Raw genomic sequence first — 14,885 nt, 5'->3', positions numbered from 1 at the left:
CCATGAGCTTCAACACGATTATCGACTGGAACCAGTGCAGCCCCGAACAACAGCGTCAACTGCTGATGCGCCCGGCGATGTCTGCGTCAGACGCCATCACCCGTAGCGTGGTGGAGATTCTGGAGAATGTGAAAACACGTGGTGATGATGCGCTGCGTGAATACAGCGCCCNCGCCCGCTTTGATAAACCCGACGTTGCGTCGCTGAAGGTGACGCCTGACGCAATGGCGGCGGCGGGCGAACGTCTGAGCGATGAACTGAAGCAGGCCATGGCGGTCGCGGTGAAAAATATCGATACCTTCCACACGGCGCAACAGCTGCAGATCATCGATGTGGAAACGCTGCCCGGCGTGCGCTGCCAGCAGATGACGCGCCCGCTGGCGTCCGTTGGGTTGTACATTCCTGGCGGCTCGGCGCCGCTGTTTTCCACGGTGCTGATGCTCGCCACCCCGGCGCGTATCGCCGGATGCAAACGCGTGGTGCTCTGCTCGCCGCCGCCGATTGCCGATGAAATTCTCTACGCCGCGCAGCTCTGCGGGGTGCAGGAGGTGTTTAACGTCGGTGGCGCGCAGGCCATCGCCGCGCTGGCGTTTGGCACCGAAACCGTGCCTGCGGTCGATAAAATTTTTGGCCCGGGCAACGCGTATGTGACGGAAGCCAAGCGTCAGGTGAGCCAGCGTCTCGACGGCGCAGCCATCGACATGCCAGCCGGTCCGTCGGAAGTGCTGGTGATTGCCGACAGCGGCGCAACGCCAGATTTTGTGGCGTCGGATCNNTGACTGCCCTGCCGCGTGCGGAAACGGCCCGTCAGGCGCTCTCTGCCAGCCGTTTGATTGTGGCGAAAGATATCGCCCAGTGTGTGGCGATATCCAATCAGTACGGCCCGGAACATTTGATCATCCAGACCCGCAACGCGCGTGAGCTGGTTGACGGTATCACCAGCGCCGGGTCGGTGTTCCTTGGCGACTGGTCGCCGGAATCGGCGGGCGACTATGCCTCCGGCACCAACCACGTGTTGCCGACCTATGGTTACACCGCGACCTGTTCGAGCCTTGGCCTCGCCGATTTCCAGAAGCGCATGACCGTGCAGGAGCTCTCCCACGACGGTTTCGCGAGCCTCGCCAGCACCATTGAAATTCTGGCGGCGGCCGAGCGTCTGACTGCCCACAAAAACGCCGTGACGCTGCGTGTTGCAGCCCTCAAGGAGCAAGCATGAGCATTGAAGAATTAGCCCGCGAGAACGTCCGCAATCTGACGCCGTATCAGTCGGCCCGCCGTCTTGGCGGTAAAGGCGACGTCTGGCTGAACGCCAACGAGTTTCCCACCGCGGTGCCGTTTGGCCTGACACAACAAACGCTGAACCGTTATCCGGAATGCCAGCCGAAAGCGGTGATCGACAACTACGCCCGCTACGCCGGACTAAAACCGGAACAGGTGCTGGTCAGCCGCGGCGCGGACGAAGGTATCGAACTGTTAATTCGCGCGTTTTGCGAGCCAGGTAAAGACGCCATTCTGTTCTGCCCGCCGACCTACGGCATGTACAGCGTCAGCGCGGAGACCTTCGGCGTTGAGTCTCGTACCGTTCAGGCCAAAGAAGGCTGGCAGCTCGATTTACCGGCTATTGCGGAAAAACTGGATGGCGTGAAAGTGGTGTACGTCTGCAGCCCGAACAACCCGACCGGGCAGGTCATCAACCCGCAGGACATGCGCGACCTGCTGGAAATGACGCGCGGTAAAGCGCTGGTGGTCGCCGACGAAGCCTATATTGAATTTTGCCCGCAGGCGACGCTGGCGGGCTGGATCGCCGACTATCCGCACCTCGTGGTGCTGCGCACGCTGTCGAAAGCCTTTGCCCTCGCCGGACTGCGCTGCGGTTTTACCCTCGCCAGCGAAGAGGTGATCGCCCTGCTGATGAAAGTCATCGCCCCCTACCCGCTCTCCACGCCGGTGGCGGACATCGCGGCACAGGCACTGAGCCAGGACGGCATCGTCGCCATGCGCCAGCGGGTGGCGCAGATCATCGACGAGCGCCAGTATCTGATCGGCCAGTTGCGCGACATCCCCTGCGTTGAGCAGGTTTTCGATTCAGAAACCAACTACATTCTGGTGCGCATCACCGCCTCCAGCGCAGTCTTTAAATCCNNCAGACCCGACACCCGACATTAAGCGGCTGTTTGCGGATAACCATCGGTACCCGCGACGAAAGCCTGCGCGTGATTGATGCCTTGAGAGCGGAGAGCGTATGACCCAGAAGTTTCTCTTTATTGACCGTGACGGCACGCTGATTGCCGAGCCACCGAGTGATTTTCAGGTCGATCGGTTCGACAAGCTGGCGTTTGAGCCGGACGTCATCCCGACACTGCTCGCATTGCAGAAAGCGGGCTTTAAGCTGGTGATGATCACCAATCAGGATGGCCTGGGCACGGACAGCTTCCCGCAGGCGGATTTTGACGGCCCGCATAACCTGATGATGCAGATCCTTACCTCACAGGGCGTGGTGTTTGATGACGTGCTGATCTGCCCGCACTTACCTGCGGACAACTGCGACTGCCGCAAGCCGAAAACGCAGATGGTCACCCGCTGGCTGGACGCGGGCGTGATGGACACCGCCAACAGCTATGTGATTGGCGACCGTGCCACCGATGTGACGCTGGCGGACAACATGGGCATCACCGGCCTGCTCTACAACCGCGACACGCTGAACTGGCAGGCGATTGGCAGCCAGTTGACGAAGCGTGATCGCTACGCGCACGTTGAACGCGTCACCCGCGAGACGCAAATTGACGTCAAGGTATGGCTGGATCGCGAAGGCGGCAGCAAAATTAACACCGGCGTCGGTTTCTTCGACCACATGCTCGACCAGATTGCCACCCACGGCGGATTCCGCCTTGAGATTGCAGTGAAAGGCGATCTTTACATCGACGATCACCACACGGTGGAAGACACCGGTCTGGCGCTCGGTGAAGCGCTGANTTTTGCCCTGCCGATGGACGAGTGCCTGGCGCGCTGCGCGCTGGATATTTCCGGTCGTCCGCACCTCGAATACCGCGCGGAATTCACCTATCAGCGCGTGGGCGATTTGAGCACTGAAATGATCGAGCACTTTTTCCGCTCGCTCTCCTACACCATGGGCGTGACGCTGCACCTGAAAACCAAAGGCAAGAATGATCACCACCGCGTGGAAAGCCTGTTCAAAGCCTTCGGACGCACCCTGCGCCAGGCCATTCGCGTTGAGGGCGACGCGTTACCGTCATCCAAAGGAGTGCTGTGATGAACGTGGNNACCTGAATTCGGTGAAATCAGCCATCAGCCGTCACGGCTACGAGCCGGTGGTCAGCCGTGTCCCGGAGATCGTCCTGCGCGCCGATAAACTGTTTCTGCCTGGCGTCGGCACCGCGCAGGCGGCGATGGACCAGTTGCGCGAGCGGGAACTTATCGAACTGATCAAAGCCTGCACCCAGCCGGTGCTGGGAATTTGCCTCGGCATGCAGCTGCTCGGTCGTCGCAGCGAAGAGACGCGTGGCGTCGATATGCTCGGCATTATCGACCAGGACGTGCCGAAAATGATCGACCGCGGTCTGCCGCTGCCGCATATGGGCTGGAACCGCGTCTATGCGAAGGCCGGTAATCCGCTGTTCCGTAATATCGAGGATGGCGCGTACTTCTACTTTGTCCACAGCTACGCGATGGCGGTGAATCCGTACACCATCGCCCGCTGTGAGTATGGCGATGCCTTCACGGCGGCGGTGCAGAAAGATAACTTCTTTGGCGTCCAGTTCCACCCTGAACGTTCGGGTAAAGCGGGCGCTCAGCTGCTGAAAAACTTTCTGGAGATGTGATGATCATTCCTGCTTTAGATTTAATTGACGGTACGGTGGTGCGTCTCCATCAGGGCGATTACGGCCAGCAGCGCGACTACGGCACCGATCCACTGCCGCGTTTGCAGGACTATGCGGCGCAGGGTGCTGAGGTGCTGCACCTGGTTGACCTCACCGGCGCGAAAGATCCGGCGAAACGGCAGATCCCGCTGATTAAAACGCTGGTGGCGGGCGTTGCTGTCCCGGTGCAGGTCGGCGGCGGCGTTCGTACCGAAGATGACGTCGCGGCCCTGCTGGACGCGGGCGTGTCGCGCGTGGTGATTGGCTCGACGGCGGTGAAATCCCCGGAGATCGTGAAGGGCTGGTTTACTCGCTTCGGCGCGGAAAAACTGGTGCTGGCGCTGGACGTGCGCATCGACGAACACGGCAACAAACAGGTCGCCGTCAGCGGCTGGCAGGAGAATTCCGGCGTAACGCTGGAAGCGCTGGTAGACACGTATCTGCCGGTTGGCCTGAAACATGTGCTGTGCACCGATATCTCCCGCGACGGCACGCTGGCAGGCTCAAACGTCTCGCTGTANNCCGTTATCCGCAGGTGGCGTTTCAGTCGTCCGGCGGGATCGGCGGCCTGGAGGATATCGCCGCCCTGCGCGGTACTGGCGTGCGCGGCGTGATTGTGGGTCGCGCGCTGCTGGAAGGTAAATTTAACGTCACGGAGGCAATTCAATGCTGGCAAAACGGATAATCCCCTGTCTTGACGTGCGTGACGGGCAAGTGGTGAAAGGCGTTCAGTTCCGTAACCACGAAATCATCGGCGACATTGTGCCGCTGGCGCAGCGCTACGCGGCAGAAGGCGCCGACGAGCTGGTGTTTTATGATATTACCGCCTCCAGCGATGGCCGGGTGGTCGATAAAAGCTGGGTGGCGCGGGTGGCGGAAGTCATCGACATTCCGTTTTGCGTCGCGGGTGGCATTAAATCGACGGAGGATGCGGCGAAAATTCTGTCGTTTGGCGCGGATAAAATCTCGGTCAACTCCCCTGCTCTCGCCGACCCGGAACTGATTACCCGTCTGGCGGATCGCTTTGGCGTGCAGTGCATTGTGGTGGGGATTGATACCTGGTTTGATGCCGACAGCGGCAAATATCACGTCAATCAATATACCGGCGATGAATCCCGCACCCGCGTGACGCAATGGGAAACGCTGGATTGGGTGCAGGAAGTGCAACGGCGCGGCGCCGGGGAAATCGTCCTCAACATGATGAACCAGGACGGCGTGCGTAACGGTTACGACCTTGAGCAGCTGAAAAAGGTGCGTGAGGTGTGCCATGTGCCGCTGATCGCCTCCGGCGGCGCGGGCACGATGGAACATTTTCTCGATGCGTTCCGCGTGGCGAACGTTGACGGCGCGCTGGCCGCTTCCGTGTTCCATAAGCAAATCATTAATATTGGTGAATTAAAAACGTACCTGGCAGCACAGGGCGTGGAGATCAGGGTATGTTAACTGAACAACTGGACTGGCAAAAAACCGACGGACTGATGCCCGCCATTATTCAACACGCAGTATCCGGCGAAGTGCTGATGCTGGGCTATATGAATCAGGAAGCGCTGGCGAAAACGCAGGAGACCGGTAAAGTCACTTTTTTCTCCCGCACCAAACAACGCCTGTGGACCAAAGGAGAAACCTCCGGCAACGTGCTGAACGTGGTCAGCATCGCGCCGGACTGCGATAACGACACGCTGCTGGTACTGGCGAACCCGGTTGGNCCCAAACCCGCCGATCCGGCCAGCTCCTACACCGCGAAACTGTATGCCAGTGGAACCAAGCGTATCGCGCAGAAAGTGGGTGAAGAAGGCGTTGAAACCGCGCTGGCAGCGACGGTACACGATCGTTTCGAGCTGACTAACGAAGCGTCGGATTTGATGTATCACCTGCTGGTACTGCTGCAGGATCAGGATCTGGATTTAACTGCCGTAATTGAAAATCTGCGAACGCGGCATAAATAGTGGGAAGTGAAACGGGCATTGCTGCCCGTTTTTTTATCTCAGTTACTGCTTCGGTCGATAGCTGCGTATCGCATTGCGCCCCAGCACCACACCTGCACCAATCATTCCCCCCAGCAGAACCGCCAGCACCAGCGTCAACGCGCGTTTCGGGCTGTCTCGACGAATCGGCAGATCAGGTTTCATGACGTAGCGATAAGCATGAATAGTGGTCGGATCGATTTTCAGGTTCTGAATATCCAGCAACGTCTGTTTCGTTTGATAGTAAGCCGGTGAGAATACCAGCGGGCGCGTGGACTCATTCTGAATCATTGAGTTCAGCGCATCGCTTCCCAGCAGGAACATCGTATCCTGTGTCACATCCTGCGTCTGTTGCACCTGCGGCTTGGTGATGTTGGCCTGCTCAGCAAATTTCAACGCTTCCTGAATCTGCTTAATGCGCAGATCTTTCTGCTCCTGGGCAACAGTTTCTTGCGTTTTAAGGGAATCACTCAGGGTGTCGATTTGCAACTTGATGTTGTCATTCAGGTCAACATCAAGCTCTTTTGCAATCTGCTCATCAACAAACTGAATATACTTAGCCAGCTGTTGCTGCGCCGCTTCGGCGGTTTGCCCTTCGTAGGTCACCTGTAAAGGAACTTTTTCCGTTTTCACAATCGGTTCGACAGTGAGCTTTTCCGGTTGTTCCTGGTTATTCAGCGATTCAGACAACGCAGAAAGCGACGAATTAAAGCGATCGATAACGCGTTCCTGTACATCCGATACTTTTGGCGCAGACATGCCATAAATAATATTTAACGCATTGCTGTAAGTGGCGATTTGCGCGGTATCAGGCTGAGTGATTACGGCTGTGGATGTCCATTTTTCCTTCGCCACAAACAGGTATCCGGTGGCGAGAAGAATTGCAATGATAACGCAGGCTCCGATCGTGACTTTTCCACGCCAGAGTTGTACCACTAAGTCAATTAAATCAATCTGTTCGGAATCGACACGGCGTGCGTCCGACCCATTATAGTTATCTTGTGTCATATGGACCTTATATAGGACAAAGATGGAATACCCACAAAGTGATTTAGTTTACGGATTAACCTGCCGATTACTATCAGAATTTATCCTGATTTTCGAGGAATTTACCTGTTTCGGTGGCTATGCTAATTGTAGATTATGATTATCTTTTTTCACCTTCGGCGGGTATTATTTTGCCTTTCGTTATAGCTGAAGGTGCGAGTGCCTTCCTGAACGCGTGTATTGAGGAATGCTATGAAATATCTGGTAACAGGAGCCGCCGGTTTTATCGGTTTTCACGTCAGCGGGCGATTGCTGAACGCAGGACATCAGGTGGTGGGAATCGATAATCTCAATGACTATTATGATGTCAGTCTGAAGCAGGCGCGTCTCGACAGACTCGTCTCTCCGCTGTTCAGCTTTCATAAAATTGATCTGGCGGACCGCGCCGCCATGGAAGCCCTGTTCGCCAGCGAGAAGTTTGATCGCGTTATTCACCTGGCCGCGCAAGCCGGTGTGCGTTATTCGCTGGAGAATCCGCATGCCTATGCTGAGTCAAACCTGATCGGGCATCTGAACATCCTCGAAGGCTGCCGCCATAACCGCGTTCAGCATCTGCTGTATGCCTCGTCCAGCTCGGTCTATGGCCTGAACCGCAAAATGCCATTCTCGACAGATGACTCCGTTGATCACCCGGTATCGCTGTATGCGGCGACCAAAAAAGCCAACGAGCTGATGTCGCATACCTACTCTCACCTTTACGGTCTTCCCACTACGGGCTTACGTTTTTTCACCGTTTACGGACCGTGGGGACGCCCCGATATGGCGCTGTTTAAATTCACCAAAGCGATGATTGAAGGCAAAAGCATTGATGTTTACAACTACGGTAAGATGAAGCGCGACTTCACCTATATCGATGACATCGCCGAAGCCATTATTCGTCTGCAGGATGTGATTCCTGAAGCCAACCCGGAATGGACCGTCGAGACGGGATCGCCGGCAACCAGCTCCGCCCCTTACCGCGTTTATAATATCGGTAACAGCTCGCCGGTCGAATTGATGGACTACATCACTGCGCTGGAAGAGGCGTTAGGCATCGAAGCAGTCAAGAATATGATGCCGATTCAGCCAGGCGACGTTCTGAACACCAGCGCCGATACCAAAGCGCTGTATGAGGTGATTGGCTTTAAGCCGCAGACATCTGTGAAAGACGGGGTGAAAAACTTCGTGGACTGGTATCGCGAATTCTACAAGGTGTGATTTCGTTAACCCCCGGACGCCGGGGGTTAAATACATTGAAAGGATTAATCGTTGCCAAACAGATCGCGGGTGTACACTTTATCCGCCACGTCTGCCAGCTCTTCTGCCATACGGTTGGAAACAATCACATCTGCTTCTTTCTTGAACGCGTCGAGATCACGCACCACGCGGGAACGGAAGAACTCATCTTCTTTCATCACCGGCTCATAGACGATGACCTCGACCCCTTTGGCCTTGATACGCTTCATGATCCCCTGGATGGAAGAGGCACGGAAGTTATCGGAACCGCTCTTCATGATCAGGCGATACACCCCCACGACCTTCGGCTTACGCGCCAGAATAGAGTCAGCGATAAAATCTTTACGCGTACGGTTAGCATCAACGATTGCCGAAATCAGATTGTTCGGCACCTGGTCATAGTTAGCCAGCAGCTGTTTGGTGTCTTTCGGCAGGCAATAACCACCGTAGCCGAATGACGGGTTGTTGTAGTGATTGCCGATGCGCGGATCCAGACATACGCCTTCGATAATCTGGCGAGAGTTCAGCCCCAGGCTTTCCGCGTAGCTGTCCAGCTCGTTGAAGTAGGCAACGCGCATCGCCAGATACGTGTTAGCAAACAGTTTGATGGCTTCCGCTTCGGTGGAATCGGTAAACAGCGTCGGGATATCTTTTTTAATCGCCCCTTCCTGCAACAGCGCGGCAAAACGCTCAGCACGTTCGGACCGTTCACCGATGACGATACGTGACGGATGCAGGTTGTCATACAGCGCGCGCCCCTCACGCAGGAATTCCGGCGAGAAAAGGACGTTGTCGATACCGTACTGTTCTTTAATTGAGTTGGTGAACCCCACCGGAATGGTGGATTTAATCACCATCACCGCCTTCGGGTTGATCTCGATAACATCGCGGATCACCGCTTCTACGGAAGACGTATTGAAGTAGTTCGTTTTCGGATCGTAATCGGTCGGGGTGGCGATAATCACATAGTCGGCATTGCGATATGCGTCGTGCTTATCGGTCGTCGCACGGAAATTCAGCGGTTTATTAGAGAGGTAATCTTCGATTTCTTTATCGAAGATAGGGGATTGTTTCTGATTCAACATATCCACCTTGGCCTGCACGATATCCAGCGCCACGACTTCATGGTGTTGTGCGATCAGGATGCCGTTTGACAAGCCAACGTAACCAGTACCGGAAATTGTTATTTTCATTCGATTGCAACTTATGTGAGGTTAACCGTGGCGACGGCGCGTTTGCCGTCACGATAATCAAGGACTGAGTGGGGTTTTACCTCTTCCGTCAACGCACTGTCAAGGCGCTGAATCCCTTATCAGACAAGACATTGAGCCGCGGTTGACAGATCGGGTGACGAGAAAAGTCAGCGATAGCAGGCATAAAAAAGCCCGAAGACAAGCTTCGGGCTTCATGTCGCACTAAGGCTAAATCAGATTAATCCAGCCACTCGGTGTGGAACACACCGTCTTTATCGGTACGTTTGTATGTGTGAGCACCGAAGTAGTCACGCTGCGCCTGAATCAGGTTCGCAGGCAGTACCGCAGAGCGGTAGCTGTCATAGTAGGCAACCGCGGCGGAGAACGTCGGCACCGGAATACCGTTTTGTACGGCGTACGCTACGACATCACGCAGTGCCTGCTGGTAATCATCAGCGACTTTCTTGAAGTACGGCGCTAACAACAGGTTAGCAATACCTTTGTTCTCAGCATAGGCATCGGTGATTTTCTGCAGGAACTGGGCACGAATGATGCAACCTGCACGGAAAATTTTCGCGATTTCGCCGTAGTTGAGGTTCCAGTTGTGCTCATCAGACGCGGCACGCAGCTGAGAGAAGCCCTGCGCGTAGGAGACGATTTTACCGAGGTACAGCGCACGACGCACTTTCTCAACGAACTCAGCTTTGTCGCCGGCCGGTTTGGCCTGCGGGCCAGACAGCACTTTTGAAGCCGCAACACGTTGCGTTTTCAGGGAAGAGATGTAACGTGCAAAGACGGATTCGGTAATCAGCGACAGCGGCTCGCCGAGATCCAGCGAGCTCTGGCTGGTCCATTTACCGGTACCTTTGTTCGCGGCTTCATCGAGGATCACATCGACCAGGTATTTACCCTCTTCATCTTTCTTGGTGAAGATGTCTTTGGTGATGTCGATGAGGTAGCTGTTCAGCTCGCCTTCGTTCCACTCGGTGAAGACTTTCGCCAGCTCTTCGTTGGAAAGGTTCAGACCGCCTTTCAGCAGCGAATAGGCTTCAGCAATCAGTTGCATGTCGCCGTATTCGATACCGTTGTGAACCATTTTCACATAGTGACCCGCACCGTCCGGACCGATATAGGTCACGCAAGGCTCACCATCTTCTGCCACAGCAGCGATTTTGGTCAGNATCGGCGCAACCAGCTCATACGCTTCTTTCTGACCACCCGGCATAATGGATGGCCCCTTCAGAGCGCCCTCTTCACCGCCGGACACGCCGGTACCGATAAAGTTAAAGCCATCTTCAGACAGCTCACGGTTACGACGAATGGTGTCCTGGAAGAAGGTGTTGCCACCATCAATGATGATGTCGCCTTTATCAAGATACGGTTTCAGGGAATCAATAGCAGCATCAGTACCCGCACCGGCTTTCACCATCAGCAGGATGCGACGCGGGGTTTCGAGAGACTCAACGAACTCCTGAACGGAGTAATAAGGAACCAGTTTTTTGCCCGGATTTTCGGCAACAACTTCTTCAGTTTTTTCGCGGGAGCGGTTGAAAATAGAGACGGTATAACCACGGCTCTCAATGTTGAGCGCCAGGTTGCGCCCCATCACCGCCATACCAACGACGCCGATCTGCTGTTTGGACATTACAAAACTCCTGTCAGGTGTGGTCACCGCGACGCGTGCGCGGCTTGAAATGTGGCTTAGATGTTAACTCAGGAAATGCTTACACTGGTAGCGGAAGATGCGTTTCTGGCAGGCTAAACAAACGACTTTGCAAAGGAGGGGTCAAATGGTCCTTCTTTCACTTCCATCATAAGCGCTCGTGGGGACAGGCATTCGACACTATGTATATCTCCCGGCGCAAATTCTACAATGCTTATTCCTGTATCTTCCCCAGCGATGAATCGCTTAACGACCTCTCCACTGTCGTCATGGAGGCAGACTTGAAGTTGACCTTGCATAACAATGAACATTTCCCATTGATGTGAAAGTTCATGATAATGAGGTTCAACATAACTACCCTTGACCAGAGCGATAAGCAACCTTTGCACTTTATCCTGATGCGAGCTATGCAGTAAAAGATGTGAACGCAAACGCTGAGATTGCTCAGCTTGTTCATATAGTGCTTCAAGCTGATCGCTATCAATTAACCGCATTGTATGCCTCCAGCCTCATTTCTATCGTTTGCGCTGCGGACTCAACTGAGAACTGTTCTTTCAGTAAGTCATTTGCGCCTTTACCCAATTTGTGGCGCAAATCAATATCCTGAAGCATTAATTGTGCAGAATGAAAAAGTTTATCATCCTCGCCATTAATATGGATAAACCCTGCTTTATTCTGATTGACGATGTCGAGCAAATCATTACCGACATTCACACTACCCAATATGGGTATTGACTGCACCATGTAACCTAATAACTTACCAGGGAAATTGTGGGAACAATGTCTGGCTGATAGTGAAAATAGACCTATATCCATTTCCGATAAGATAAACTTAAATTCATCTTGATTAACAGAAGGTAAATAAGTGAAATTAGTCAATGCCCATTCAGTCGCTAACTCATTGATTAACTCGACTTCATCACCCTGGCCAATAAACAGGAAATGAGCTTGTGGATACTCCATCATGCTTCGTGCAAGGCGCATCAAATTCGCCATATCCTGGGCATGACCGATATTCCCGCCATAAAAGAAAATCACTTTATCTTCGAGACCCAGACGCTTGCGCAGTGGCAAATAATCCTGGGGCGGAACCGTTGGTGTCAGTGACGCCCAGTTACGCAAAACCTCGCATGGGTACCCCTTATTTGTTATCCGGAATACTTCAAGATTTTTCTCGGACATTAGTCCGATACGGCTTGCCTGACGATAAGATAATTTCTCGAAAAGTCGAAAATACCGTTCAATGGGGGAACCCGCTTTTAACATGCCAGCATCAACAACCCATTGTGGAAACATGTCTCTCAAAATAAGATACGCAGGACAGTTACAACGAGCCTTAATTTTCTTGACTAAATGCCCCCAAAAGATCGAAGGGGAATAATAGATCACACCATCAAAAGTATCTTTCGTTATGTGATTTTTAAAAGATTTCCAGGCACGAAAGGACAAAAGGGTTTCATTAATAGCGCGCTGGGTTTTACTCACATCCTTGAGCGCTCCACTTTTAAAACGCCACGTTTTGATCCCCTGAAAAATGTCTAATGACACATTTTCCTGAAGAGTCGTATCAGGGGTAATTACAGTAACATCGTGTCCTCGAAGAACAAATTCCTGAGCTAATTCGTGAAACATTTTTGCCGCAATACGCGTACTGCCAGGCAGATAATCATCTATAATTAGAGCAAGTTTCATCAATATTCTTTCCAGACGACTCTCTTAACGTAATCTGTATAAGAGTGAACGATTCTGACAACTTTATCTGACACATTTGGCATGCTGTAATCACTAACCTGACGAAGTAGACGCGTCTCTCCGCGTGGTTGCGTTGTCAGAATATCTAACGCCTGAAGTACGCGTTCGCATTCCAGACCCACCATCATTACTGATGCTTCTTCAAATCCTTCAGGACGTTCATGCGCTTCCCTAATATTTACAGCAGGAAAATTCATGATTGAAGACTCTTCTGTTATCGTGCCACTATCCGACAGCACAGCACGTGAGTTCTTCTGCAGATGATTGTAATCATGGAAACCTAGCGGTTTCAGTAGTTTGATATTTTGATGGAATGTAATTCCTTGCTCATTAATACGATTACGTGTGCGTGGATGAGTTGAAACAATGACCGGCAAGTTATATTTTTCAGCAATAGTATTTAAAATAGTAGCAAGCTTGATGAGTTGCTTTGGAGAATCGACATTCTCTTCACGATGCGCACTGACGACAAAAAACTCACCAGGGCGTAAGTTCAAACGAGACAATACGTCTGAGCTATCAATTTGATGCATATAGTATGAAAGGACCTCAAACATAGGACTACCAGTTTTGATAATCCGGTCTGCAGGGATACCTTCAGCTAGCAAATATTCACGTGCAATATCGCTATAGGTCATATTGATATCTGCCGTATGATCAACGATGCGCCGGTTAGTTTCCTCAGGTACACGCTGATCAAAACAACGGTTGCCCGCTTCCATATGAAAGATGGGTATTTTCCGCCGCTTCGCAGGTATAGCAGAAATGCACGAGTTAGTATCGCCCAAAACCAGCATGGCTTCAGGCTTCTCATTTTCTAACACTTCGTCAACTTTAATGATGACCTGGCCAATCGTCTCAGCTGCGTTTTTACCAGCAGCATTTAAAAAATAATCGGGCTTGCGGACACCGAGGTCGTTAAAGAAAACCTCATTCAATTCGTAATCATAGTTTTGACCAGTATGGACAAGGATATGCTCACAGTGTTCATCAAGTTTAGCCAAAACGCGTGACAAACGGATAATTTCAGGACGTGTCCCAACGACGGACATAATTTTAAGTTTCTTCATTATAGTGGTCTCGCAATCGTATCAGGCTCATCACGATTAAAAATTTCGTTTGCCCAAAGCATTACTATTAATTCATCATTTCCAATGTTCGTGACATCATGAGTCCAACCAGGGACCGTCTCAACAATCCTGAATTCTTCAGAAGAGACATTCAGCTCATAACGCTCACCTGTAATCATATGCTCAAATTTGAAGCATGCCTGTCCACGGATAACAAGAAACTTCTCATTTTTAGTATGGTGATAATGTCCACCACGAGTGATCCCTGGATGCGCAGTGAAAAATGAAAACTGCCCCGCTGAGGGCGTTTTTAGCATTTCACAAAAAATCCCTCGGGCATCACTGTAAGAAGGAACGGTATAGGAGAACTTGTCTACCGGCAGATAACTTAGCCACGTAGAATACAGCGCTCGAATAAATCCGGTTCCTACCTCCTCCGTGATAAGAGTAGAACGACTGGCCTTAAAACGATAAATTAGCTCCGCAACTTGCCCTACAGTTGTTGTATAAATGGGAGAAACTGTCTTATATCCACTTTCAATAATCCCTGTAAGAAGTTTTATCGCATCCTTGCACACATCATCAATATAAACCAGATTAACTACCGATGATGGATCATTGATCGTAATATCAATATCATTAGCGATATTATGGCAGAACGTTGCAATAAAAGAGTTATAGTTAGGTTTACACCATTTACCGAAAACGTTTGGATATCGATAAATAAAATATTCTGCTCCACTTTCAGCAGCATATCTTTCTATTTGTTTCTCTGCTACAGCTTTACTCTGACCATAGACATTATCTAATTCAGCCTGTATCGAGGAGCTGATCATAATAGGTATTTTTTTATGTTTCGCCAACAGAAAATCTACAATCTGCTTGGTGAGATTACTGTTCCCTTCAGTAAACTCTTCAATGTTTTTAGGGCGATTGATGCCAGCAAGATGATAAACAAAATCTGCCTCTTGCAGTCCAGTTTCAAGTTCGCTCAAACTGGAATCACGCTCGATCTTAACAAGGTCAGTATACCCTGCTTCCTGAAGTCGTAAGCATAAGTTACGACCAATAAAACCATCAGCTCCAGTAATCAGGATTTTCAT

General features: G+C 51.9%; 12 protein-coding genes and 3 pseudogenes. 8 read left to right on the top strand and 7 right to left on the bottom strand.

Annotation, left to right across the window (positions count from 1 at the left end):
• Nucleotides 1-2 precede the first annotated feature (2 nt).
• The 7 genes and pseudogenes from hisD to hisE all read left to right on the top strand — a co-directional run bounded on the left by hisD (nt 3) and on the right by hisE (nt 5,824).
• Nucleotides 3-1,216, top strand: a pseudogene (gene hisD / locus GM30_RS08620) (histidinol dehydrogenase).
• A pseudogene (gene hisC, locus GM30_RS08615) lies at nt 1,213-2,246 on the top strand (histidinol-phosphate transaminase). Before hisD ends, hisC begins: the two co-directional pseudogenes overlap by 4 nt.
• The gene (hisB, locus tag GM30_RS08610; RefSeq protein ID WP_049848278.1) at nt 2,243-3,271 is read left to right on the top strand and encodes a bifunctional histidinol-phosphatase/imidazoleglycerol-phosphate dehydratase HisB; all 1,029 of its coding nucleotides are present in this window, start codon (nt 2,243-2,245) and stop codon (nt 3,269-3,271) included. The pseudogene hisC and the gene hisB overlap by 4 nt, the downstream one beginning before the upstream one ends.
• Nucleotides 3,272-3,284: 13 nt before the next feature.
• Nucleotides 3,285-3,839, top strand: a complete 555-nt coding sequence (hisH, locus tag GM30_RS08605) for an imidazole glycerol phosphate synthase subunit HisH (RefSeq protein ID WP_049848351.1) — start codon at nt 3,285-3,287, stop codon at nt 3,837-3,839.
• Nucleotides 3,839-4,563, top strand: a pseudogene (gene hisA, locus GM30_RS08600) (1-(5-phosphoribosyl)-5-[(5-phosphoribosylamino)methylideneamino]imidazole-4-carboxamide isomerase). Before hisH ends, hisA begins: the two are co-directional and overlap by 1 nt.
• Nucleotides 4,545-5,321 (top strand): imidazole glycerol phosphate synthase subunit HisF, encoded by a 777-nt coding sequence (gene hisF, locus GM30_RS08595; RefSeq protein ID WP_049848277.1) that lies wholly within the window; start codon nt 4,545-4,547, stop codon nt 5,319-5,321. Before hisA ends, hisF begins: the two are co-directional and overlap by 19 nt.
• Entirely contained in the window at nt 5,315-5,824 is a 510-nt protein-coding gene (hisE, locus tag GM30_RS08590; RefSeq protein WP_049848276.1) for a phosphoribosyl-ATP diphosphatase, read from the top strand. The genes hisF and hisE overlap by 7 nt, the downstream gene beginning before the upstream one ends.
• Nucleotides 5,825-5,866: 42 nt before the next feature.
• On the opposite strand, the gene wzzB is transcribed toward hisE, so the two are convergent.
• Nucleotides 5,867-6,850, bottom strand: coding sequence for an LPS O-antigen chain length determinant protein WzzB (wzzB, locus tag GM30_RS08585; RefSeq protein ID WP_049848275.1), 984 nt, complete (start codon nt 6,848-6,850; stop codon nt 5,867-5,869).
• Nucleotides 6,851-7,081: 231 nt separating this feature from the next.
• Between wzzB and GM30_RS08580 the strand changes: the two genes are divergently transcribed.
• A complete protein-coding gene (locus tag GM30_RS08580) occupies nt 7,082-8,086 on the top strand; it encodes an NAD-dependent epimerase (RefSeq protein ID WP_049848274.1) in 1,005 nt (334 codons plus the stop codon).
• Nucleotides 8,087-8,130: 44 nt separating this feature from the next.
• On the opposite strand, the gene ugd is transcribed toward GM30_RS08580, so the two are convergent.
• The 6 genes from ugd to wbjC form a co-directional block, all read right to left on the bottom strand.
• Nucleotides 8,131-9,297 carry a UDP-glucose 6-dehydrogenase gene (gene ugd / locus GM30_RS08575; protein ID WP_049848273.1) on the bottom strand — a complete coding sequence of 389 codons (1,167 nt, stop codon included), beginning with the start codon at nt 9,295-9,297 and terminating at the stop codon, nt 8,131-8,133.
• A gap of 238 nt (nt 9,298-9,535) precedes the next feature.
• The gene (gndA, locus tag GM30_RS08570) at nt 9,536-10,942 is read right to left on the bottom strand and encodes an NADP-dependent phosphogluconate dehydrogenase (protein ID WP_049848272.1); all 1,407 of its coding nucleotides are present in this window, start codon (nt 10,940-10,942) and stop codon (nt 9,536-9,538) included.
• A 113-nt stretch (nt 10,943-11,055) separates the two neighbouring features.
• Nucleotides 11,056-11,454: a WbuC family cupin fold metalloprotein gene (locus GM30_RS08565; RefSeq protein ID WP_049848271.1), complete on the bottom strand. Its 399-nt coding sequence runs from the start codon at nt 11,452-11,454 to the stop codon at nt 11,056-11,058.
• Nucleotides 11,441-12,652: a glycosyltransferase family 4 protein gene (locus tag GM30_RS08560; protein WP_049848270.1), complete on the bottom strand. Its 1,212-nt coding sequence runs from the start codon at nt 12,650-12,652 to the stop codon at nt 11,441-11,443. The genes GM30_RS08565 and GM30_RS08560 overlap by 14 nt, the downstream gene beginning before the upstream one ends.
• Nucleotides 12,652-13,782: a non-hydrolyzing UDP-N-acetylglucosamine 2-epimerase gene (wecB, locus tag GM30_RS08555; RefSeq protein ID WP_049848269.1), complete on the bottom strand. Its 1,131-nt coding sequence runs from the start codon at nt 13,780-13,782 to the stop codon at nt 12,652-12,654. Before wecB ends, GM30_RS08560 begins: the two co-directional genes overlap by 1 nt.
• On the bottom strand, nt 13,782-14,885 hold the full coding sequence (wbjC, locus tag GM30_RS08550; protein WP_049848268.1) for a UDP-2-acetamido-2,6-beta-L-arabino-hexul-4-ose reductase: 1,104 nt from the start codon (nt 14,883-14,885) through the stop codon (nt 13,782-13,784). The genes wecB and wbjC overlap by 1 nt, the downstream gene beginning before the upstream one ends.

The organism is Trabulsiella odontotermitis (assembly GCF_001188485.1).
In the GTDB taxonomy this organism is placed as follows: Bacteria; Pseudomonadota; Gammaproteobacteria; order Enterobacterales; family Enterobacteriaceae; genus Trabulsiella; species Trabulsiella odontotermitis_A.
The sequence above is the reverse complement of the archived record's forward strand: the minus strand, read 5'-3'. Positions and strand labels throughout refer to the sequence as shown.

Coding starts and splice junctions, on each gene's coding strand:
- hisF (WP_049848277.1), top strand. CDS start 4,545: ATGCTGGCAAAACGGATAATCCCCTGTCTTGACGTGCGTGACGGGCAA.
- wzzB (WP_049848275.1), bottom strand. CDS start 6,850: ATGACACAAGATAACTATAATGGGTCGGACGCACGCCGTGTCGATTCC.
- GM30_RS08580 (WP_049848274.1), top strand. CDS start 7,082: ATGAAATATCTGGTAACAGGAGCCGCCGGTTTTATCGGTTTTCACGTC.
- GM30_RS08565 (WP_049848271.1), bottom strand. CDS start 11,454: ATGCGGTTAATTGATAGCGATCAGCTTGAAGCACTATATGAACAAGCT.
- wbjC (WP_049848268.1), bottom strand. CDS start 14,885: ATGAAAATCCTGATTACTGGAGCTGATGGTTTTATTGGTCGTAACTTA.
- GM30_RS08560 (WP_049848270.1), bottom strand. CDS start 12,652: ATGAAACTTGCTCTAATTATAGATGATTATCTGCCTGGCAGTACGCGT.
- wecB (WP_049848269.1), bottom strand. CDS start 13,782: ATGAAGAAACTTAAAATTATGTCCGTCGTTGGGACACGTCCTGAAATT.
- ugd (WP_049848273.1), bottom strand. CDS start 9,297: ATGAAAATAACAATTTCCGGTACTGGTTACGTTGGCTTGTCAAACGGC.